The 21,258-nt window shown below is 68.8% G+C and carries 17 protein-coding genes; 4 read left to right on the forward strand and 13 right to left on the reverse strand.

All coding sequences use genetic code 11. The features are described from left to right. Window positions 1–3: 3 nt before the first annotated feature. The 4 genes from ACMAUO_RS03330 (at window position 4) to ACMAUO_RS03345 (ending at window position 6,232) form a co-directional block, all read left to right on the forward strand. Window positions 4–2,268, forward strand: coding sequence for an ATP-dependent helicase (locus ACMAUO_RS03330; protein ID WP_420355563.1), 2,265 nt, complete (start codon window positions 4–6; stop codon window positions 2,266–2,268). Continuing rightward, on the forward strand, window positions 2,265–3,179 hold the full coding sequence (locus ACMAUO_RS03335; RefSeq protein ID WP_420355564.1) for a 50S ribosomal protein L11 methyltransferase: 915 nt from the start codon (window positions 2,265–2,267) through the stop codon (window positions 3,177–3,179). The genes ACMAUO_RS03330 and ACMAUO_RS03335 overlap by 4 nt, the downstream gene beginning before the upstream one ends. A gap of 64 nt (window positions 3,180–3,243) precedes the next feature. Next, entirely contained in the window at window positions 3,244–5,019 is a 1,776-nt protein-coding gene (locus tag ACMAUO_RS03340) for a M24 family metallopeptidase (RefSeq protein WP_420355565.1), read from the forward strand. 184 nt (window positions 5,020–5,203) lie between these two features. Beyond that, complete coding sequence (locus ACMAUO_RS03345) at window positions 5,204–6,232, forward strand: isocitrate/isopropylmalate dehydrogenase family protein (RefSeq protein ID WP_420355566.1); 1,029 nt, start codon at window positions 5,204–5,206, stop codon at window positions 6,230–6,232. A 64-nt stretch (window positions 6,233–6,296) separates the two neighbouring features. Here ACMAUO_RS03345 and uraH read toward each other — a convergent pair whose 3' ends face one another. The 13 genes from uraH to xdhA form a co-directional block, all read right to left on the reverse strand. Continuing rightward, window positions 6,297–6,650, reverse strand: a complete 354-nt coding sequence (gene uraH / locus ACMAUO_RS03350; protein ID WP_420355567.1) for a hydroxyisourate hydrolase — start codon at window positions 6,648–6,650, stop codon at window positions 6,297–6,299. Then, window positions 6,647–7,174, reverse strand: a complete 528-nt coding sequence (uraD, locus tag ACMAUO_RS03355) for a 2-oxo-4-hydroxy-4-carboxy-5-ureidoimidazoline decarboxylase (RefSeq protein WP_420355568.1) — start codon at window positions 7,172–7,174, stop codon at window positions 6,647–6,649. Before uraD ends, uraH begins: the two co-directional genes overlap by 4 nt. Then, on the reverse strand, window positions 7,171–8,076 hold the full coding sequence (gene puuE, locus ACMAUO_RS03360) for an allantoinase PuuE (protein ID WP_420355569.1): 906 nt from the start codon (window positions 8,074–8,076) through the stop codon (window positions 7,171–7,173). Before puuE ends, uraD begins: the two co-directional genes overlap by 4 nt. After that, a complete protein-coding gene (locus ACMAUO_RS03365; RefSeq protein ID WP_420357191.1) occupies window positions 8,073–9,260 on the reverse strand; it encodes a pyridoxal-phosphate-dependent aminotransferase family protein in 1,188 nt (395 codons plus the stop codon). Before ACMAUO_RS03365 ends, puuE begins: the two co-directional genes overlap by 4 nt. A gap of 37 nt (window positions 9,261–9,297) precedes the next feature. After that, complete coding sequence (locus ACMAUO_RS03370; RefSeq protein WP_420355570.1) at window positions 9,298–10,596, reverse strand: allantoate amidohydrolase; 1,299 nt, start codon at window positions 10,594–10,596, stop codon at window positions 9,298–9,300. Beyond that, window positions 10,590–12,182, reverse strand: a complete 1,593-nt coding sequence (locus tag ACMAUO_RS03375; RefSeq protein WP_420355571.1) for a gamma-glutamyltransferase family protein — start codon at window positions 12,180–12,182, stop codon at window positions 10,590–10,592. Before ACMAUO_RS03375 ends, ACMAUO_RS03370 begins: the two co-directional genes overlap by 7 nt. Before the next feature lie 3 nt (window positions 12,183–12,185). Further along, complete coding sequence (locus ACMAUO_RS03380; protein WP_420355572.1) at window positions 12,186–13,556, reverse strand: AtzE family amidohydrolase; 1,371 nt, start codon at window positions 13,554–13,556, stop codon at window positions 12,186–12,188. After that, window positions 13,553–13,753: a DUF4089 domain-containing protein gene (locus tag ACMAUO_RS03385; RefSeq protein ID WP_420355573.1), complete on the reverse strand. Its 201-nt coding sequence runs from the start codon at window positions 13,751–13,753 to the stop codon at window positions 13,553–13,555. Before ACMAUO_RS03385 ends, ACMAUO_RS03380 begins: the two co-directional genes overlap by 4 nt. Before the next feature lie 56 nt (window positions 13,754–13,809). Next, complete coding sequence (locus ACMAUO_RS03390; protein WP_420355574.1) at window positions 13,810–15,276, reverse strand: SidA/IucD/PvdA family monooxygenase; 1,467 nt, start codon at window positions 15,274–15,276, stop codon at window positions 13,810–13,812. A gap of 235 nt (window positions 15,277–15,511) precedes the next feature. Next, window positions 15,512–16,483, reverse strand: a complete 972-nt coding sequence (locus tag ACMAUO_RS03395) for a LysR family transcriptional regulator (protein ID WP_420355575.1) — start codon at window positions 16,481–16,483, stop codon at window positions 15,512–15,514. A gap of 16 nt (window positions 16,484–16,499) precedes the next feature. After that, window positions 16,500–17,327 carry a xanthine dehydrogenase accessory protein XdhC gene (gene xdhC, locus ACMAUO_RS03400; RefSeq protein ID WP_420355576.1) on the reverse strand — a complete coding sequence of 276 codons (828 nt, stop codon included), beginning with the start codon at window positions 17,325–17,327 and terminating at the stop codon, window positions 16,500–16,502. 14 nt (window positions 17,328–17,341) lie between these two features. Further along, window positions 17,342–19,720: a xanthine dehydrogenase molybdopterin binding subunit gene (gene xdhB / locus ACMAUO_RS03405; RefSeq protein ID WP_420355577.1), complete on the reverse strand. Its 2,379-nt coding sequence runs from the start codon at window positions 19,718–19,720 to the stop codon at window positions 17,342–17,344. Then, a complete protein-coding gene (xdhA, locus tag ACMAUO_RS03410; RefSeq protein ID WP_420355578.1) occupies window positions 19,713–21,191 on the reverse strand; it encodes a xanthine dehydrogenase small subunit in 1,479 nt (492 codons plus the stop codon). Before xdhA ends, xdhB begins: the two co-directional genes overlap by 8 nt. Window positions 21,192–21,258: the final 67 nt, after the last annotated feature.

Here is a 21,258-nt window from a genome sequence, read left to right on the forward strand (position 1 = left end):
GCAATGCTTGGTCATAGTCCCGCGACGCCCTATACGGGAACCGTGAACCAGACCCCAGCCCCCACCCCCGATGCTCCGGATTATCTCCAGCGCCTCAATCCCGAACAGCGGATGGCGATCGAGACGACCGACGGCCCGCTCCTGGTCCTTGCCGGCGCCGGAACGGGCAAGACGCGCGTCCTGACCACCCGCTTCGCCCATATCCTGCTCTCCGGCCGCGCGCGGCCCTACCAGATCCTGGCCGTCACCTTCACCAACAAGGCGGCGCGCGAAATGCGCGAGCGGATCGGCACCCTGCTGGGCGAACCGGTCGAAGGGCTGTGGCTGGGCACCTTCCATGCCCTGTGCGCACGCATGCTGCGCCGCCATGCCGAATATGTCGGGCTCAGTTCAGGTTTCACCATCCTCGATACCGACGACCAGCTCCGCCTGCTCAAGCAGGTGATCGAGCCGCTGCGCATCGACAGCAAGCGCTGGCCCCCGCAGGGCATCCTGGGCGTGATCCAGCGCTGGAAGGATCGCGGCCTGACGCCCGAGCGCGTCACCCCGGCCGAGGATTGCGATTTCGCCGATGGCCAGTGCCGGGCGATCTATGCCAGCTACCAGGCCCGGCTGGTACAGCTCAATGCCTGCGATTTCGGCGACCTGATGCTGCACGTCACCGAAATCCTGCGCACCAGGCCGGACGTGCTGGCCCAGTATCACCGGCTGTTCCGCTATATCCTGGTCGACGAATACCAGGACACCAACACCATCCAGTATCTGTGGCTGCGCCTGCTGGCCCAGCGCGAGGGCCAGCAGGCCAATATCTGCTGCGTCGGCGACGACGACCAGTCGATCTATTCCTGGCGCGGCGCGGAAGTGGAAAACATCCTGCGGTTCGAGCGCGACTTCCCCGGAGCCGCCATCGTCCGGCTGGAGCGCAACTACCGCTCCACCGCCCAGATCCTGGGCGCCGCCTCCGGCCTGATCGCGCATAATGACGGCAGGCTGGGCAAGACCCTGCGCCCCGGCCGCGAGGACGCCTCGGGCGACAAGGTGCGCGTGGCCTCGGTCTGGGATTCCGACGACGAAGCCCGGCTGGTCGGCGAGGAAGTCGAACGCCTGCGCGCCGGCGGCCACCGCATGTCCGAGATCGCCATCCTGGTCCGCGCCGGTTTCCAGACCCGCGCGTTCGAGGAACGGCTGATCGCGCTCGGCCTGCCCTACCGCGTCGTCGGCGGCCTGCGCTTCTACGAACGCGCGGAAATCCGCGACGCGCTGGCCTACATGCGCGTGCTGAACCAGCCGGCGGACGACCTGGCGTTCGAACGCATCGTCAACGTGCCCCGGCGCGGCATCGGCGCCGTCGCGATGCAGAAATTCCACCAGGCCGCCCGCGACGGCAACATGCCGCTGACGGCCGCGATCGGCGGCATGCTCGAACGCGGCGAGATCAAGGGCAAGGCCCGCGACAGCCTGGCCGCGCTGCTGAACATCCTGCAACAGGGCCGCGAAGCCCTGCCGCGCGAGGGCCATGTCGTGGTCATCGACAGGCTGCTGGAGGAAAGCGGCTATATCGACATGTGGAAGGCCGACACCTCGGTCGAGGCGCCGGGCCGGCTGGACAATCTGAAGGAACTGGTGCGCGCGCTGGCCGATTTCGAAAGCCTGGGCCATTTCCTCGAACATGTCGCCCTGGTGATGGAAAACGAGGAAAGCGCCAGCACCGAGCGCCTGAGCATCATGACCCTGCACGGCGCGAAGGGCCTGGAATTCGACACCGTGTTCCTGCCGGGCTGGGAGGAAGGCGTGTTCCCCTCGCAGCGCACGCTCGACGAGGGCGGCCTGAAGGGGCTGGAGGAAGAACGGCGCCTCGCCTATGTCGGCATCACGCGGGCACGGCACCGGGCCATCATCAGCCATGCCGCCAGCCGCCGCATCTACGGCAACTGGCAATCGGCCATGCCCAGCCGTTTCATCGAGGAACTGCCCGACGAATACGTGACCACGACCGGCGCCGCCAGCCAGGCGCGCAGCCGTGCCTTCGGCCAGGCCCCCGCTTTCTCCAGCGCCTTCCCCATCACCGCGCGCCGCCCGCGCGCGGCCGGGACGGGCGATGCCACAACAGCCCCCGCAAAGGCGACGATGGCCGTCGGAACGCGGGTCTTTCATCAGAAATTCGGATACGGAACGGTGTCGTCCGTCGAGGGCAACCGGCTGGAAGTCGCCTTCGACAAGGCCGGACCGAAACGTCTCCTGGACAGTTTTGTCGAGAAAGCACCATGACAAGTCTGACCCGTCGCCACGCGACGGAACTGGAAACCATCGCCATCACCGTCCCCGCCGACGCCGTCATGGCGTACGAGGACGCCCTGTCGGTCGTCTGCTCCACCATCGGCATCTTCGAGGTGGACGATACGCAGATCCTGTGGCGGGTCGAAGGCGTGCGCGATGTCGGTTACGGCGAAGCCGAACTGACGGCCGCCCTGGCCCTCGCCGCCGCCGTCAGCGGCCACGCGGCCGAACTGGAACGCACGCGCACCGAGGCCGAGGGCTGGCTGGCCCGCACCTACGAATCCTTCCCCGAGCAGGATGTCGGGCAGCGTTTCGTGGTGCGCGGCACCCACCTGGAAGGCCCCACCCAGTCGCGCCGCATCGCCATCACGCTCGATGCCGGCATGGCCTTCGGCTCGGGCGAGCACGGCTCGACCCGTGGCTGCCTGCGCGCCCTCGAACAGGTCGCCCATCGCCGCCCTCGCCGGATTCTCGACATGGGCTGCGGCTCGGGCATCCTGGCCATGGCGGCGGCGGCCCTGCTGCACCGCCCGGTCCTGGCGGTGGATATCGACCCGTGGTCGGTCCGCACGACGCAGCAGAATGCCGCGCTGAACGGCCTCTCCACGCTGGTCGCAGCCCGGCTGGGCAATGGCTGGCGCACGCCGGGCCTGAAGCGCCATGCCCCCTTCGACCTGATCTTCGCCAATATCCTCGCCCGGCCGCTCTGCCTGATGGCCAGGGATCTGGCGGCCCATCTGGCCCCCGGCGGCACCGCCATCCTGGCCGGCCTGCTGAACAGCCAGGCCCGCATGGTGGTGGCCGCCCACCGGCGGCAGGGCCTGGTCCTGGAACGGCACCTGACCGAAGGCGACTGGTCCACGCTCGTGCTGCGCCGCCCCGATGCCGCGACGGGCGCCTGACAGTTCAGGCAACGCAAACAGAAATCAACGGAATATACTGTTTCTAAAGCAAAAGGATAAAGGAATGCCCGAGATCTCAACCCGTCTCCCCGCACTGCGCCGCGTGCTGGAGGACATGGATGTCGACGGCTTCCTCCTGCTGCGCGGCGACGAGCATCTGGGCGAATATGTCGCCCCCTACGCCGAGCGCCTGGCCTGGCTGAGCGGCTTTACCGGCAGCGCCGGCATGGCGGTGGTGCTGCGCGACGGCCCGGCGGCGGTCTTCTCCGACGGGCGCTACATCACGCAGATGGACCAGCAGGTGGACGGCACCGCCTGGGCCCGCCTGCATATGCGCGACACGCCCCCGGCGGAATGGCTGGCGACCCAGGGCGGGCGCGGCCTGCGGATCGGCTACGATCCCCGCCTGGTCGGCGAGGCCGGCCTGCAACCCTTCCTGGCGCGCGGGCTGGACATGGTGCCGCTGGCGGCCAATCCGGTGGACCGGATCTGGACCGACCAGCCGGCCGCCCCCGGCACCCCCTGCCTGCCCCATCCCCTCTCCTTCGCGGGCGAGGACAGCGCCGACAAGCGGGCCCGCATGGCGGCCGTCCTGCGCGCCGAAGGCCAGGACGCGGCGATCCTGGGCGACCCGACATCCATCGCCTGGCTGCTGAACATTCGCGGCAGCGACGTTCCCTACACGCCGGCCTGCCTGGCCTTCGCCATCCTGCACGCCGACGCGCAGGTCGACCTGTTCATCGACCCGGCCCGCGTGCCGCCCAATACCGCCCACTGGCTGGGGCCGCAGGTGCGGATCGTACCGCCTTCCGGGCTCGACGCGGCCCTGACGGCCCTGAACGGACAGACGGTGCGGGTCGATCCGGTCGGCACGGCGATCTGGTTCATCCAGACGCTGCAGGCCGCCGGCGCCACCATCGCCCGCGCCACCGACCCCTGCGCCCTGCCGCGCGCCTGCAAGAACCCGGTCGAGCAGGAAGGCGCGCGCCGCGCGCACCTGATCGACGGCATCGCACTATGCCGTTTCCTCCATTGGGTCGATACGCAGGGCATCGGCCAGAATGAACTCCAGGCCGCGAGCCGCCTGGATGCATTCCGCGCCTTCTGCCCCGATTATCGCGAGGAGAGCTTCCCCGCCATCTCGGGCGCCGGCCCCAACGGCGCGGTGATCCATTACCGGGTCACCCCGGACTCCGCCCGCACGATCGGCGCCGACGAGGTTTATCTGATCGACAGCGGCGGCCAGTATCCCTTCGGCACCACCGACGTCACCCGCACCCTCTGGACCGGCAAGGGGCCGGGCCCCGACAGCGTGCGCGGCCCCTTCACCCGCGTGCTGAAGGGCCATATCGCGCTGGCGCGGGCCCGCTTCCCGGTCGGCACGACGGGGCACGCGCTGGATGCCCTGGCACGCTACGCGCTGTGGCAGGACGGGCTGGATTACGACCACGGCACCGGCCATGGAATCGGCAGCTATCTTTCGGTGCATGAGGGGCCGTGCTCGATCTCGCCCGTTCACCGGCCGGTGGCGGTCGCGGCGGGCATGATCCTGTCGGACGAGCCCGGCTACTATCGGCCGGGCGCCTTCGGCATCCGGCTGGAGAACCTGCTGCTGGCCCATCCGGCCCTCGCCGAGGCCGGCCGGAGCTTCCTGGCGTTCGAGACCCTGACCCTGGCACCGTTCGACCGGCGGCTGATCGACCCGGCCCTGCTGACCCGTGAAGAGACGGCCTGGCTGGACACGTACCATGCACGGGTTTTTGATCTCATCGCGCCGCAACTGGCTTCCGACGCCCGCGCATGGCTCGAAGCGGCCTGTGCCCCGATCGTGGCGGAATAGCGCGAAACCTCCCCGGACAGCGCCAGATAATGTGACCGCGAAAGCCCTCGTGGCGGGGGCCGGCGCGATTGTCACCCGTCTGCCACGGGCCTAGGACCATACGGGTTCCGGCCCGGCTGCCCCGCCTCGCGAACGCACGGTCGGCAGGTCGGGCCTGGCAAAGCACAGAGGGAGACGTTCGACAATGTCCGCTGAAAAGACCATTCCGGCTACCCTGATCCCCGGCGATGGGATCGGCCCGGAAATCATGGATGCCGTGACCGAGATCCTGGACGCGGTTGGCGCGCCGTTCGCCTGGGACAAGCAGCTCGCGGGTATGGCGGCGGTTGACGCGACCGGCAATCCGCTGCCCCCCCAGACGATCGACAGCATCCGCCGCACCGGCCTGGCCCTGAAGAGCCCGCTGACGACCCCCGTGGGCGGCGGCTTCAAGTCCATCAACGTGACCCTGCGCCAGGAATTCGGGCTGTATGCCAACCTGCGCCCGACGCGCACGTTCGTTCCCGGTGCCCGGTTCGACAAGATCGACCTGGTCCTGGTCCGCGAGAACCTGGAAGGGTACTACGCGGCGATGGAAAGCTACATTCCGGTGGGCGACGACCCGCACGGGATCGCGACCGGCGCCGGCTACAACTCGCGCGCCGAATGTAACCGCATCGTCCGCTTCGCGTTCGAATATGCCGTCAAGCATGGCCGCAAGAAGGTGACGCTGGTCCACAAGGCCAACATCCTGAAGCTGCTGACCGGCCTGTTCCTGGAAGAAGGCCGCAAGGTCGCCAAGGAATATGAAGGCCGCGTGGAATGCAACGAGCGCATCGTCGATGCGTGCGCCATGCAGCTGGTCATCGACCCCTGGCAGTATGACGTCATCGTCACCACCAACCTGTTCGGCGACATCCTGTCCGACCTGACGGCCGGCCTGGTCGGCGGCCTGGGCATGGCCCCGGGTGCGAACATCGGCGAGAAGGCCGCGGTGTTCGAGGCGGTCCACGGTTCGGCGCCCGACATCGCCGGCAAGGACCTGGCCAACCCGCTGGCCCTGCTGCTGGCGGCGAACATGATGCTGGAGCATGTCGGGCGCGACGATCTGTCGACCCGTATCGAGAGCGGCATCAAGGCCGTGATCGCCAAGCCCGAGCTGCTGACCCGCGACCTGGGCGGCAAGTCCGGCACGCGCGAATTCACCGCCGCGCTGAAGCAGCACCTGGTCTGATACCGACCGCCGGTTTCTTCGGAAACCGGCACCCCACGCCCCGCCTCGGCGGGGCGTGTCTTTTTCAGCTCCCGCGGTAGGTCGAAAACCCATAGGGCGAGACCAGCAGCGGCACATGGTAATGCCCGCCCGTACCATCGGCCGCAGGCGCCGCGATCCCGAACGCGATCGGCACCACATCCAGAAACGGCGGCTCGCTCAGCGCCACGCCCTGCCCCCGGAAATAAGCGGCAACCGCGAATTCCAGCCGATAAGCCCCCGGCGACAGTGCCCCCACCCCGGCCAGATCCGGACACCGTCCGTCTTCATTCGTCCGGCCACGAAACAGGCACGCCTCACCCGTCCACAGCGCGATCTCCATGCCCGCCGCCGGCCGGCCGGATACCAGATCGAGAACGTGGCTGGACAGCGTGCTCATGAATCCTGCTCCTCGCGCGCCAGCGCATCGGTCAGCCGCAAGCCGGCGATCTTGCCGATCTCCGCGATCGCGGTCTCCAGTTCCCGCTCCGGCGTCTGGGCCAGCCGGCGCGCCATCTCCGACAGGATCAGCGCCTTGTCCGACAGGCGGACACAGATCACGAACGGCATGCCGAACCGCGCGGCATACCCATCGTTCAGGCTGTTGAACCGCGCATATTCCTCCGGCGTCAGCCGATCCAGCCCCGCCGAGGCCTGCTCGGCCTGCGAGGCACGGGTCAGGTCGGGGTCCAGCCCGGCCCGGCGCGCCAGTTCGGGGTGGGCGCGCACCAGGGCCAGCTTCTCTTCCGTCGTCGCGCGCGCCAGCACCCCATTCATGGCCGTCAGCATCGCGTCCGGGTCCGCGAACGGGCGCAGGGCCGCCGCGCGTTCCGCCACCCAGGGCGAATGCTCGTAAAGCGCGCCGAACCGTTCGACGAACCGCGCGGGCTCCATCCCGTTCACGCGCTGCATCACCGGATTCATGCGGGGTGAACCTCCAGCCAGTGGCGGGCAATATCCAGCCGCGTCGCCACCCAGACCCGCTCATGGGCCAGGACATGGTCCAGGAAGCGGGCAACCGCGCGGGCGCGCCCCGGACGGCCGGCAATGCGACAATGCAGCCCCACGGACATCATCTTGGGCGCCACCTCGCCCTCCTCGTACAGGCTATCGAACGTATCGCGCAGATAGCGGAAGAACTGCTCGCCCTCGGTAAAGCCGTTCAGCGCCACATAGCGCATGTCGTTCACATCCAGCGTATAGGGCACGACCAGTTGCGGCCGCCCATGATGGCGGTCGTAGTACGGCAGGTCGTCGGCATAGGAATCGGCGTCATAGACAAACCCGCCTTCCTCGACGATCAACCGGGCGGTGTTCGGGCTGGTGCGGCCCTGGTACCACCCCAGCGGCCGCGAGCCCGTCAGGTGCGTATGCAGCATGATGCAATCGCGGATATGCGCGCGCTCCAGCGCCTCGGGAATATCCTGGTAATCGATCCAGCGCAGGCCATGGCTGGCAATTTCCCACCCAGCCTCCAGCATCGCCTCCACCGCGTCCGGATTGCGGGCCATCGCGGCGGCAACCCCGAAGACGGTCACGGGCAGCCCCCGCTCGACGAACAGCCGGCGCAATCGCCAGAACCCGGCGCGCGACCCATATTCGTACAGGCTTTCCATCGCCATCGCCCGCGCCCCAGGCACCGATCGCGCACCGACCATCTCGGAGAGAAAGGCTTCCGACCCCGCATCACCATGCAGGACAGAATTTTCCGCCCCTTCCTCGTAATTGATGACGAACTGCACGGCGACCCGCGCCTGGCCCGGCCAGCGCGGGTCGGGCGGATGACCGGCATAGCCGACAAGATCGCGGGGATAGGGCGCCGTCATGGTTCAGCCTCGTAGACGGCGCGTGCGGCGTCGATCGCCGCGCCCACCGGCGGGGCGTAGCCCTCGGCGCGCAGCACGGCCTCCAGCGCGCCGAGCGTGATCAGCACCTTGTGCCGCATCGCGTTGTAGCCCATCGCCCCGATCCGCCAGATTTTCCCCGCCAGCGGCCCGAACGCGGTGCCGATCTCGATCTCGAACTCCCCGCGCATCCGCGCCCGCACCCGCTCGCCATCCACGCCTTCGGGAATATAAACCCCCGTCACGTTGGTCATGCGGTGGGCATCCTGGCCATACAGGGTCAGCCCCATCGCCCGCAGCCCGGCACTCATTGCCGCACCCGCCGCCCGATGCCGCGCGAAACGCGCCTCCAGCCCCTCTTCCACCATCACCCGCGCCGCCTCGCGCGCCGCATACAGCATGCTGGTCGCCTCGGTATGGTGGTTCAGCCGCTTCTCCGACCAGTATTCCATGATCATCGCCAGATCGAAGTAGTTCGACCGGATCAGCGCCCCCGGCCCCTCGTCCAGGTCCGCGCCGCGTATCCCCGCCTCGACATGCCGCCGCTTCATGATATGCGCCGCCGCCCGGTCGGAAATCGTGATCGGCGAAGACCCCGGCGGCCCGCCCATGCATTTCTGCAGGCCGCCCGTCACCACGTCCACGCCCCACGCATCGGCCGCCACCGCCATGCCGCCCAGCGTCGCCGTGGCATCGACATAGGACAGCACGCCATGCCGCCGGCAGATCATGCCCACACCCTCCAGCGGCTGCGCCATCGTGGTCGAGGTATCGCCATGGATCGCCGCAAGCACCTGCGGGCGATGCGCCACGATCGCCGCCTCGATCTGCTCCAGGCTCGCCACCTCGCCCCATGGAATATCCAGCGTGCAAATCTCCGCCCCGATCCGCTGCCCGATCTCCGACAGCAGCAGCCCGAACCGCCCCGCCTGGATCACCAGCAGCCGCGCCCCGGGCTCGACCAGCGACACCAGCGCCGCCTCGATCCCCGCCCGCGCCGTGCCGTCCACCAGGAACGTCCAACGGTTCTCGGTCATGAACACGCGGCGATACAGCGCCATCGTCTCGTTCATGTACCGCGTCATCTCCGGGTCGAACTGCCCCAGCATGTCCGCCGACATCGCACGCAGCACGCGCGGATGCACGTTCACCGGGCCAGGCCCCATCAGCAGCCGATGCGGCGGGTCGATCTGTCCGAACACCCTAGCTCTCCTCTTCCGTCAGCGCCGTCCCGGCCCCCGACCAAGTCTGTTCGAAACGGGTGACGAAGGCCGTCATGGCATCCAGCGCCGTCTGCACATCGTCCGCCTCCACCGCCTCGGCCGGATGGTGGCTGATCCCGCCCCGGCAGCGCAGGAACAGCATCGCAACCGGCGCCAGCCGCGCCATCACCATCGCATCATGCCCCGCCCCGCTGACCAGCACGCGCGGCTCGGCACCGGTCACGTCCCGCACCGCGTCCGCCATCAACCGGCTCAATCCGGCATCGCACGGCGTCGCCGGCAGGTCCTGCTGAAGCGTCAGGTCCAGCCCCACGTCCCGCCGGGCGGCAATCTCCGCCAGCGCCTCCCGGATTTCGTCCGCCGCGCGGTCGCGCACCGCGCTAACGCCGGAGCGGATATCGATGCTGAAGGTCACCGCCCCAGGCACCACGTTCGGCACCCCCGGCCCGACCTCCATCCGCCCGACCGTGGCCACCAGGTCCTCGGGCCCGGCACCGCCGATCCGCTCCACCGCCAGCACCATCTCGGCGGCGGCGGCCAGCGCGTCATGGCGCAGGCGCATCGCCATGGTGCCGGCATGGCCCGCCACGCCCGTCACCACGGCGCGAAAGCGATACTGGGCCGCAATGGCACTCACGACACCCAGCGCATGCCCCTCGGCCTCCAGCACCGGCCCCTGCTCGATATGCGCCTCGACATAGGCCAGAACGTCCTCCCGCTGCCGCGCCGCATCGGCAAAGCGCGCCACGTCGAGGCCGAAACCGTCCAGCGCCTCGGCCAGCCCGACGCCCGCCGCATCGACCAGCGCCAGGTCCTGGTCACCCAGCACCCCAGCCACCGCACGGCTGGTCAGCATCGAGACCGGAAAGCGCGATCCTTCCTCGTCGCCGAACCCGATCACCTCGATCGCGAAGGCAAAGCGATGGCCGCGCTCGGCAAACCACGCCACCGTCTCGATCCCCAGCATCACGCCCAGCATGCCGTCATAGCGCCCGCCATCGCGCACGCTGTCGACATGCGAGCCGATCACCAGCGCCGGCGCATCGGCGTGCCGCCCTTCATAACGGCCGACAATATTGCCGGCGGCATCGACCCGCGCGGTCATTCCCGCCTCGGTCATCCAGGCCGCGATCCGGTCCAGCGTCGCCGCATGCCCCGCTCCCAGATAGGGGCGGAACAGATGATCGTCGGAATCCGAATAGGGAGCGACTCCCAGGTCGTCGCACCGCACGACCGCGCGCGGGCCCGATGCCGTCTCGCGCACAGGCATCTTCACCATGCCGCCACCATCCCGTCGCTGCGCGGATCGGTCGCCCCTTCGATCAGGCCCGACGGATGCAGCACCAGCGCTCCGGCATGCCCCATCGTCGCGGTAAAGGCAGGCATGGGCTCCATCACATGCCCCGCCGCCACCATCCGCGCGATCACCTCGGGCGCGAACCGGTCCTCATATTTCAGGCTGGTGCTGGTCTCGCCCCAGGTGCGGCCCAGCAGCCAGCGCGGCGCCGTCACCGCCTGCTGCAATGTTACGCCATAGCGGGCATAGCGGGTGAAGAGCGCCGCCTGCGTCTGGGGCTGCCCCTCGCCACCCATGGTGCCATAGACCATGGTGCGCCCGTCGGCGAAGCGCGCACCGGCCGGGTTGAGCGTATGGAACGGCTTGCGCCCCGGACGCAGCGCATTCCAGCCCGTCTCGGCCAGCCGGAAACTGGAACCGCGATTCTGCCAGACAATCCCGCTGCGCGGCAGAACCACGCCCGATCCATATTCGAAATACACGCTCTGGATCATGCTGACGGCAACGCCATCGGCATCCACCGCCCCCATCCACACCGTATCGCCCATCTGCGGCGGATGCGGCCACGGCGCCGCGACTTCAGGGTCGATGTCCAGCGCCATGCGATCCAGCGCCATGGCATCGTCCAGCACCTCCTGCGCCGCCACCGACATGAAGGCCGGGTCGCCCACATGGGTGTCGCGATAGCGGAACGCCTGTTTCGTCGCTTCGACCAGCCCGTGGAAATAATCGAACCCGTCGACCTCTTCGGCCCGCAGCCGGTCGAACAGCGCCAGGATCAGCAGCGACGCCACGCCCTGGGTCGGCGGCGCCATGTTGAACAGCCGCGCGCCCGCGATATCGACATGCAGCGGCGGCCGCGCCTGCGCATGGTGGGTATTCAGGTCCGCCAGATCCAGCGGGCTGCCCAACTGGCGCAGATCCTCGGCCAGGTCCCGCGCCAGCGCGCCGCGATAGAAGGAATCCAGCCCATCCCCCGCCAGCCGGCGCAACGTATGCGCCAGGGCCTGGTTATGCAGGATGTCCCCGGCCTGGGGCGCCTTGCCGCCGGGCAGGAACACCTGCCGGAAACCGGGAATCCCCGCCAGTTCGCCCATCTTGGCAGCCGTCAGCGCGGCCCCACCCTCGGTAATCGGCACGCCCTGCTCGGCATAATAGATCGCATCGCGCAGCAGCCGATGCAGGCCCAGCCCGGGCTGCATGGCGTGGCTCCACTCCAGGGCCAGGTCCCAGCCGGACACCGTGCCGGCGACCGTGTTGGCCGCCAGCGGCCCACGCCAGGGAATCGTGTCGCACCCGGCGGCGCGATAGAATGCCAGGTCGGCGCGCCGCGCGGCCGCGCCGCAGGCATCGATCGTCTCGGTCCGGCCATCGGGCCACATCACCAGCCAGAACGCATCGCCGCCAATGCCGGTCATGTGCGGATAGACCACGGCCAGCGCCGCCGCCGTCGCCACCACCGCCTCGATCGCCGTACCGCCGTCGCGCAGCACGTCCAGGCCGGCCTGGCTGGCCAGATGATGCGGGGATGTCACCATCCCGCGCAGGGAACGCGGAGTATTCAGCATGGCCTAACGTCCCTTCGATGCCGGAGGCGGCACCCTGCCGACCAGCCCCGCCCGCGCCAGCGCGCCGGCCAGGGCGAACAACGCGGCTTCCCGCCCCGGGGCCGCAATCAATTGCACACCCAGCGGCAATCCCCCCGTGCCCAGCAGCGGCGCACTCAGGATCGGCACCCCCGCCAGGCTCAGCGGCTGCGTATAGAGGCCCAGATTGGCCCGCGCCGAGACGACCTGCCCATCCACCACGATGGTCGGCTGGTCGATCAGCGGCGCCTCGCCCACCGTCGCCGGAGCAATCAGCACATCCGCCGAGCGGAACAGCGCATGGACCTGCTCGCGGAACCAGCCACGGAACCGATGCGCCTGCACCGACGTGGCCGAGGGCAGCAGCGCCCCGGCAATCAGCCGGTCACGGGTCGCCGGATCATAGCGCAGCGCATGCCGGCGCAGGCGCGGCAGATGCAACGTCCCCCCCTCGGCCGCCGTAATCAGGAACGAAGCCGCGCGCGCGCGCGCCACCTCGGGCAGTTCCACCGTCTCCAGCCCGCCCAGATGCGCGGCCACCGCGTCGATGGCCCCGGCCAGCGTGTCCGACAGATTCGCGCCGAACCAGCCGCCCAGCTTCGCGACCCGCAGGTCGGACGCCACCGGCAGTTCGGGCATCGGGCCACCAGCCATGACCTCATAGGCCACGCGCAGCCCATCCAGCGTGCCGGCAAACGGCCCCACCACGTCCAGGCTGGCGGAAAAGGGATAGGCCCCCTCGCGCGGCACGCTGCCAAGCGTGGGCTTCAACCCCCACACGCCGCACAGCGATGCCGGCACGCGAATCGAGCCGTTGGTGTCCGACCCCAGCGTCAGCGACAGCAGCCCCGCCGCCACGGCAGCCGCCGAGCCACCCGACGACCCACCGGCCAGCCGCGCCGTGTCATGCGGATTGCGGGTGATGCCGTAATGGGCATTGTCGGTGGCGAAGCCGTAGGCGAATTCGTCCATGTTCAGGCTGGCGACCGGAATCGCGCCCGCCGCGCGCAGGCGCGCGACCACGGCGGCGTCATGCGTCGCCGGCGGCGATTCCCGCAGCACCACCGACCCCGCCGTGGTGACCTCGCCGGCCACGTCGAACAGGTCCTTCACCCCGAACGGCACGCCGGCCAGCGGCCCCGGATCGTCGCCGGCGGCCAGGCGGCGGTCGATCCGCTCGGCCTCGCCCACCGCGCGGGGCCCGAAAATGCGGGTCACGCTGTTGATGGATGTGTCACGGACCTCGATCGCGGCGATCGTTTCCGTCATCACGGAAACGGCGCTGCGTCGGCCCTGGCGGATATCGGCGGCAATGGCCAGCGCGTCGAACGGATCACTCATGGCGGGCGCGCTCATGGGCGGTATTCGTATGCCGGTTCGCACGTATCCGGCAGGGCAAAGCCATGGACCAGATCGGCATAGCGCCGCAGCAGCGCCCGGTTGGCCACCACGCCCGGCAGGCAGGACCCGTCGATGCTCAGGCCGATATCGCGCGCCGTCGCAATGACGACCGCCTCCTCCGGCACAATGCTGTCACCATCATGTTCGCTCATGGGCTTGTCCCGTCCCTCGGCCTGCCGTGCCGCCACGCCGGCAGGATCACGAGGGATCATGCATCCGGAGGGTCGAGGCTGACCAGTTCCGGCGTCACATAATTCAGCAACTGCTCAAGATGCCAGGCCCCATCGGCCACGAACAGATCACGCCCCAGCCCCCGCGCCAGCCGCTCCACGCCGAAGCGCATGCCGCTGATCGACGCCCCCGACAGCCCCATGCTGGGCGTCGCGCTGAAGGTGAAATTGTGGATGTTCGCCAGCATCGGCGCCAGCGGATCGGCCGCGTCGCGCGGCAGGAACTGATAGGACTCGCCCAGATAAGGATGCGCCGCCAGCACGGCACTGTCCTCGCCCTCGGGCGGGCTGAAGCGATCGCGCCACAGCGCCACCGACCCGGCGAAGGACGCGGTCTCCGGCCGCAACGCCATGTCGACGGCAAAGCCGGTGCCGATGATCACGAAATCGAACCGCATCTCGCCATCGGGCGTCTGCACGACAACCTCGTCGCCTTCCATCCGCGCCCCGGTCCAGCCGCAGCCGGTATGGTAGCTGAAGGTCGGGTGCCGGCGGCAGCGCCAGAACGTATCCTGCGGCGGCGGCTGGTTCAGTTCGTAGATATGCCGCATGAACCGCCAGCGCAGCGTGTCGGACAGCGCGGAGAAATGCGCCAGGAACCCGGCATTCTCCATCCAGCGATACGGATTGACCGAGGGAATGACCCGACGGCGCAGGCACAGCGCGACCGAGGCGGCGCCCTCTTCCAGGGCGGTCGCGGCATTGTCGAAGGCCGATGCCCCCGCCCCCAGCACGCCGATCCGCTTGCCGCGCAGCGCGGCGAAATCGATGGGCTCCGACGTATGCGCGTAGCGTTCGCGCGGCAGGGCCTGGCGGATGAAGTCAGGCACATGCCACCGGCCGCCGCCGTCGATCCCGGTCGCCAGCACCAGCTTGCGCGCCAGATGCCGATGCTCCCGCCCGTCCGCGTCCACAAAGGTCAGGCGCAGCAGCCCGTCTTCCCACGCCACATGCGTAAATGTGCGGTCATTCTCCACCGGCAGGTCGAGCACGGCCCGATACCAGTCCAGATAGGCCTGCCAGTCGCCACGGGGGATCTTGTCCAGGCTCTCCCACGCCTCGGCGCCATATCGCGCTTCATACCAGGCGCGCGGCGTCAGGTTCGGAATCCCCAGATCGGGGCCGGTCACATATTTCGGCGTCCGCAACGTGATCATCCGGGCGAAGGTGATCCACGGCCCTTCGCCGCCGCGCGACGCACGGTCGAAAATCCGCACATTGCTGATATTGCCGCGCTTCAGCGCAAAAGCGGTCGCCAGCCCACCCTGGCCCGCGCCGATGATGGCGACATCCAGCACCGGCTCGCCATCGCGCGTCAGGCGCGGCGTCCAGTCATGGCGCGGATAGTCGATAACGGCCAGATCGCGCCTGACCTGGGCATCGAGCGCCGCAAGACGTTCTTCCGGGGTTTGTCCGGTTGGACGATTATCGCGATCGGCAGCCATCCGCGCCTCCTTGCACTTCCCTGGTCGGACAGACCCATGGACCGACGGCGTGGGTCCGTGTCCCCCGACACGGACCCGGGTTCCCCAACCCACACCATCACGGCACCGAAACTAACCGGATGAGGGGCCGTTCCGTCCAGTAGAATAAATTGACCAACATGTTGCCCGTTCGGCAACAAAGCCGAATGAAACAAAAATTCAGAATACCGTCATAATAGTTTGTTTTTAAAACAAACTATTCCATCACAAGGTCTTCGGCCCCATGAATGCGGGCGGCCTCTTCCTGTTCCCGCAGGGCCTCGCGCACCTCGACGATCAGCCGCTCCAGCGCCGGCGGCAGCCACCGCGCCTCGCGGACATACACACCCAGGTCGGTCATGGCCCTCGGGTCGTCCAGCGGCACATGGGCCAGCGCGCCGCGACCGATATCGAACTCCAGCGCCAGCCGGGACTGGAAGGCCAACCCCACCCCGGCCGACACCATCCGGTTGGTCAGTTCGATCGACCCGGTTTCCAGCACCACATCCAGCCTGTCACGCCACGGATGCAGCATCGGCTCCATCACCTGGTGAAGCGACAGCGATTCGCTCGGCAGGATCAGCCGGTAGTCCAGGCATTCCTCGATCCGCACGCTGCGCCGGCCGGCCAGCGGATGGTCGGCGGGCATCACCACCCCCACCGGAAAGCACGCCACCGCCACGCGGCGCAGATCATCCGGTTCGTTCAGCGAGAACGCAATGCCCAGATCCGTCGTGCCTCCGCTCAGCGCCGCCACGATCTGCGCGGGCGACCCCGTCTCCGCGTGCAGGTCGATATCCGGCCAGACGCGGGTCATGCGCGTCAGCAGCCGCGCCATCAGGTCGCCGGCAATACCTTCCACCGTCATCACGCTGATGCGCCCGCCCCGCATGCCCGCCAGTGCCGCGATCTGCTCGTCGGTTCGCACGGCATCCTGCATGACGGTGACGATATGCCGGGCCACGATCTCCCCCACGGCCGTCAGCACCATGCCGCCCGGCAGGCGGTCGAACAGCGGCGCGCCGATCTCGTCCTCCATCTGGGCGATCTGCCGCGTCAGGGCGGAGGGCGTCACGTTCAACTGCCGCGCCGCCTCGCGGATCGAGCCATGGTCGCGCACCGCGTTGAAATACAGGATGCAGCGCGCATGCAGCCGCATCATGTGCTGGCTTCGGACCGGTCGCCTCATGTCCTGTTCCCCATGCCTACCGTTCCGAACCCGTATCATTACCATGCAGCAGGCGTTCGACAATTTCCGCCGCCACCAGCGCCGCGATAATTTCCGGCCGCTTGTCGCGAATGCCCCGGTCCCCGATCGGGCACACCAGGCGCGCGATCCGTTCCGGCCCCAGGCCCACGGCACGAAAACCGGCCTCGAACCCACGCCGCTTCGTCCTGGACCCGATCAACCCGACATAGCGGAAATCATCCCGTTCCAGCGCCGCGCCGACAATCAGCGCGTCCAGCCGATGGCTGGGGGTCAGCACCAGCACGCCGGACCCCGCCGGCGCGGCCGCCAGCACGCCTTCCCAATCCTCGGTCATCCGCACCACGACCCCTTCGGGCACCGATCCGAACTCCTCGGCACGCGGATCGATCCACACCAGCCGCAAGGGCAGCGGCGCCAGCGCCCGGGCCAGCGCCCGCCCCACATGCCCGGCCCCGAACAGCAGCAGATGCGGCAGCGCCGCCCGCGCGGCATCGGCATCCCGCACGATCGCGTCCAGCATCGCCTCCTCCGCGCGTTCGATGCGCACCCGCACCCGGCCGCCGCAGCACTGGCCCAGTTCCGGCCCGAGCGGGATCTCCAGTTCCCCGGCCATGCCGGTACCGGCCAGCAAGGCACGCGCCTTCGCCACGCACTCCCACTCCAGCCGCCCTCCACCGATCGTACCGACCTGCGCGCCCGGCGCAACCAGCATGAACGACCCGGCCTCGCGCGGGGTCGAGCCCAGGGCCGCGCGAATGCTGACGCGCACCACGGGCCACCCCGCCCGCCGCCAGCCGGCCAGCATGGTGATGATGTCGTCCATGGGCCAGGCGGCCGTCAGCCCACGGTTCCCGCGTCCGCCCGCGCGGCGGCGCGGGCCCGCATCCGCCCGGCCGCGCGCAGGATCGCCTCGGGTGTCGCGGGCGCATCCAGGCCGGGGCAGGAGCGGTAGCCATCCAGGCTGGCCAGCGCGTCCGAAATCGCATGCAGCACCGCCACCCCATGCACAAAGGGCGGCTCCCCCACCGCCTTGGAGCGGAAAATCGTCTCCTCGCGATTGGGCGCCCGCTCCAGCAGGGAAACATTGAAGATGCCCGGCCGGTCGGAACAGGCCGGAATCTTGTAGGTGCTGGGGGCATGGGTGCGCAGCCGGCCGCTCTCGTCCCAGACCAGTTCCTCGGTGGTCAGCCATCCGGCCCCCTGCACGAAGGCCCCTTCAACCTGCCCGATATCAATCGCCGGATTCAGCGATTGCCCGGCATCATGCAGGATATCGACCCGCTCGATCCGCATCTCGCCGGTCAGCAGGTCGACGGCAACTTCGGCGCACGCGGCGCCATAGGCAAAATAGAAGAACGGCCGCCCCCGCCCGGTATCGGGGTTCCACGAAATCTTCGGCGTCTTGTAGAACCCGCTCGACGACATCGACACGCGCGCGAAATAGGCCGCCTTCGTCAATTCCGGGAAGGCAACGATCGTCTCGCCGACATGCACACCGTCGGGCAGAAAGCGCACCGAATCCTCGGACACACCCCAATGCGTGGCCGCAAACGCCACCAGCCGCCCCTTGATCCGGCGCACGGCATCCAGCACCGCCATGCCGTTCAGGTCGGCACCGCTGGACGCGGCGGTGGCCGAGGTGTTGGGCACCTTGCCGGTGGTGGTGGCGGTAATGCGGACCCGGTCGGCCGGCAGGCCGAATTCCCGCATCGCGATCTGCACCATCTTGGTGTGCAGCCCCTGCCCCATCTCGGTGCCGCCATGGTTCACCTGCACCGAGCCATCGGTGTAGACATGCACCAGCGCGCCCGCCTGATTGTAATGGGTGGCGGTAAAGGAGATGCCGAATTTCACCGGCGTCAACGCAATCCCGCGCCTGATATGCGGGCTGTCTTCATTGGCGGCCCGGATCGCGGCGCGGCGCGTGCGATAGGCGCATCCCTCGGCCAGTTCCGCCATGATCTCCGCCGCGATCGAATCCTCGACCGTCATGTGATACGGCGTCAGGTCGCGCGTGCCGGTGCCGTAGACATTGCGCAGCCGCACATCCAGCGGGTCCAGCCCGGTGGCAAAGGCAATCTCCTCGATCACCCGCTCCGCCGCCACGATCCCCTGCGGACCACCGAAACCGCGATAGGCGGTATTGGACTGCGTATTGGTCTTCAGCGGTTCCGAGCGCAGCCGCACATCGGGGTAATAATAGGCATTGTCGGCATGAAACAGCGCCCGATCGGTCACCGGGCCGGACAGGTCGGCCGACCACCCGCACCGCGCCGCCAGCACCATATCCACCGCCCGGATCCGCCCGTCATCGTCGAAACCCACCGAGTAATCGACCGCGAAATCATGACGCTTGCCCGTCATCATCATGTCGTCGTCGCGGTCCAGCCGCATCTTGGCCGCGCGCCCGGTCAGCTCGGCCGCCAGCGCCGCCAGGCAGGCCGGCCCGTTGGCCTGGGTCTCCTTGCCGCCGAACCCGCCGCCCATGCGCCGGATCTCGGTCGTCACCAGATTGCTCGGCCGGTCCAGCACATGCGCCACCATATGCTGGGTCTCGGTCGGATGCTGGGTCGAGGACCAGACCCGCATCTCCCCCTCCTCGCCCGGCTGCGCCAGCGCCGCCTGTCCTTCGAGGTAGAAATGCTCCTGCCCGCCCATCACGATCCGGCCCGACAGGCGGCGGGGCGCTGCCGCCAGCCCCTGCTCCACATCGCCGCGCCGCATGGTCAGCGCGCGCCACACCAGCGCGCCCCCCGCTGCCCGTGCCTGGTCGATATCCAGCACCGCCGGCAGGTCTTCATAGACGATCCGCGCCAGCCGCGCCGCCCGGCGCCCCTGGCCGCGCGTCTCGGCCACAACGGCAAAGATCGGCTGCCCGTGGAACGACACGATGTCCGACGCCAGCAGCGGCTCGTCATTCTTCCCCACCGGGCTGACCTGGTTGTGGCCGGGAATATCCGCCGCCGTCAGCACCCGCACCACACCCGGCGCGGCGCGGACGTCATCCAGATCCATCGACACGATCCGCGCATGCGCCCGCGTGCTCAGGCCCGGCACCACATGCACCAACCCCTTGGGCTCCGGCATATCGTCGATATAGGCGGCGGAACCCGAGACATGCATCGCGGCACTCTCATGCCGCAGGCTCTGCGACGCCCCGCCGGGCACGACAGCGGCACGCGCATCAGCCGCAAGATCACTCACGAGGTCAGACATGGGCCACCTCCCGCCCCCGTCCGGCCAGCCGCGTTTCAGGGCGCTCCACACTGGGCGCGGTTTCGGCAAACAGCCGTGTCAGCAGGTTCGCGGCCACCGTGCGGCGATACCAGTCGCTGGCCCGCATGTCGGAAATCGGCGCGAAATCGGTAGCGATCGCCGCCCGTGCCGCCTCCAGCGTCGCCGCGTTCCATATCCGCCCCCGCAACGCATCCTCGGTCGCCCGGGCACGGCACGGGGTCGCGGCCATGCCGCCAAAGGCGATCCGCGCCTCGCCGATCCGCCCCTCCCCGTCCAGCGTCAGGGCAAAAGCCCCCAGCAGCGCCGAGATATCCTGATCAAAGCGTTTGGAAATCTTGTAGGCGCGAAACAGCATCCCGGCCGGCGGCACCGGCACCGTCACGGCCTCGACGAACTCACCCGGCTGGCGGTCCTGCCGCCCATAGGCCAGGAAATAATCCTCCAGCTTCAGCGTCCGCCGCACATCGCCCCGCCGCAGATGCAGCGTGGCCCCGGCCGCGATCAGCACAGGCGGCCCATCGCCGATCGGCGAGCCATTGGCGATATTACCGCAGACCGTGCCGGCATTGCGCACCTGCGTCGATCCCAGGCGCCGCACGACCTCTCCCGCATCCGGCAGCAGATCCGCCAGCGCGGCCCGGGCCTCCCCATAGGTCACGGCAGCGCCGATCCGCAGCCCCTCCGCCGTCCGCTCCAGCCCCCGCAGATCGGCGATTCCGCCAATGATGACGACATGCGGCAGCACACGCAGCCCCTTGGTCACCCACAACCCCACATCGGTACCACCCGCAACGATCGTGGCCGCCGGGTCCTCGGCCAGCGTCGCCGCCAGCGCGTCGGCATCGGCGGGAATCGTCAGCCGCCCTTCCGGCGCCGTCATACAGACCGTCCGCCCGTCGCGCAGCGCCGCCAGACGGGCCACGACCGCATCTGCCATCCCGTCGAACCGATCGGGACCGGCCGCCATGGCCTGCTTCATCGCCCGCACGATCGGGGCATATCCGGTGCAGCGGCACAGATTGCCCGCCAGCGCGTCGTCGATCGGCCCGTCCTCGGCCACCGCCCCGGGCGCCTTGCGGTAGGCGACCATCGACATCACGAATCCCGGCGTACAGAACCCGCATTGCGAGCCATGCAAATCCACCATCGCCTGCTGGACCGGGTGCAGCGTGCCGTCGGCCGCGCGTAGATCCTCAACCGTGAACAACTGGGCGCCATCCAGCATCGCCACGAACTGGATGCACGCATTCACCGCCCGCCAGACCAGAGAGGTCCCTTCCAGTCGGACGACCAGCACGGTGCAGGCGCCGCAATCGCCTTCGTTGCAACCCTCCTTGGTGCCGGTCCGCCCCCGATGTTCCCGCAGCCAGTCCAGGACCGTCAGGGTCGGTGGAACGGACGCCAGTTCACACAGCGTGTCGCCCAGATAGAAGCGGATATGGTCGCGCATCGTTCGGTTCCGTCGAGCAAGTGACATGCCCCGAAGGGCCAATGTCCTGGCTGCCCACCCCCCGCAG

The organism is Gluconacetobacter brunescens (assembly GCF_048695475.1).
GTDB lineage: Bacteria > Pseudomonadota > Alphaproteobacteria > Acetobacterales > Acetobacteraceae > Gluconacetobacter.

What these genes read in the sequence shown, in the direction of transcription:
- ACMAUO_RS03385 (WP_420355573.1), bottom strand. Translation starts at nt 13,753, where the DNA reads ATGAGCGAACATGATGGTGACAGCATTGTGCCGGAGGAGGCGGTCGTC.
- ACMAUO_RS03365 (WP_420357191.1), bottom strand. Translation starts at nt 9,260, where the DNA reads ATGGGGCCTGGCCCGGTGAACGTGCATCCGCGCGTGCTGCGTGCGATG.
- ACMAUO_RS03380 (WP_420355572.1), bottom strand. Translation starts at nt 13,556, where the DNA reads ATGAGCGCGCCCGCCATGAGTGATCCGTTCGACGCGCTGGCCATTGCC.
- ACMAUO_RS03370 (WP_420355570.1), bottom strand. Translation starts at nt 10,596, where the DNA reads ATGGTGAAGATGCCTGTGCGCGAGACGGCATCGGGCCCGCGCGCGGTC.
- ACMAUO_RS03345 (WP_420355566.1), top strand. Translation starts at nt 5,204, where the DNA reads ATGTCCGCTGAAAAGACCATTCCGGCTACCCTGATCCCCGGCGATGGG.
- xdhC (WP_420355576.1), bottom strand. Translation starts at nt 17,327, where the DNA reads ATGGACGACATCATCACCATGCTGGCCGGCTGGCGGCGGGCGGGGTGG.
- puuE (WP_420355569.1), bottom strand. Translation starts at nt 8,076, where the DNA reads ATGACGGCGCCCTATCCCCGCGATCTTGTCGGCTATGCCGGTCATCCG.
- ACMAUO_RS03390 (WP_420355574.1), bottom strand. Translation starts at nt 15,276, where the DNA reads ATGGCTGCCGATCGCGATAATCGTCCAACCGGACAAACCCCGGAAGAA.
- xdhA (WP_420355578.1), bottom strand. Translation starts at nt 21,191, where the DNA reads ATGCGCGACCATATCCGCTTCTATCTGGGCGACACGCTGTGTGAACTG.
- xdhB (WP_420355577.1), bottom strand. Translation starts at nt 19,720, where the DNA reads ATGTCTGACCTCGTGAGTGATCTTGCGGCTGATGCGCGTGCCGCTGTC.
- ACMAUO_RS03340 (WP_420355565.1), top strand. Translation starts at nt 3,244, where the DNA reads ATGCCCGAGATCTCAACCCGTCTCCCCGCACTGCGCCGCGTGCTGGAG.
- ACMAUO_RS03375 (WP_420355571.1), bottom strand. Translation starts at nt 12,182, where the DNA reads ATGCTGAATACTCCGCGTTCCCTGCGCGGGATGGTGACATCCCCGCAT.
- uraD (WP_420355568.1), bottom strand. Translation starts at nt 7,174, where the DNA reads ATGAATCCGGTGATGCAGCGCGTGAACGGGATGGAGCCCGCGCGGTTC.
- ACMAUO_RS03330 (WP_420355563.1), top strand. Translation starts at nt 4, where the DNA reads ATGCTTGGTCATAGTCCCGCGACGCCCTATACGGGAACCGTGAACCAG.
- ACMAUO_RS03395 (WP_420355575.1), bottom strand. Translation starts at nt 16,483, where the DNA reads ATGAGGCGACCGGTCCGAAGCCAGCACATGATGCGGCTGCATGCGCGC.
- ACMAUO_RS03335 (WP_420355564.1), top strand. Translation starts at nt 2,265, where the DNA reads ATGACAAGTCTGACCCGTCGCCACGCGACGGAACTGGAAACCATCGCC.
- uraH (WP_420355567.1), bottom strand. Translation starts at nt 6,650, where the DNA reads ATGAGCACGCTGTCCAGCCACGTTCTCGATCTGGTATCCGGCCGGCCG.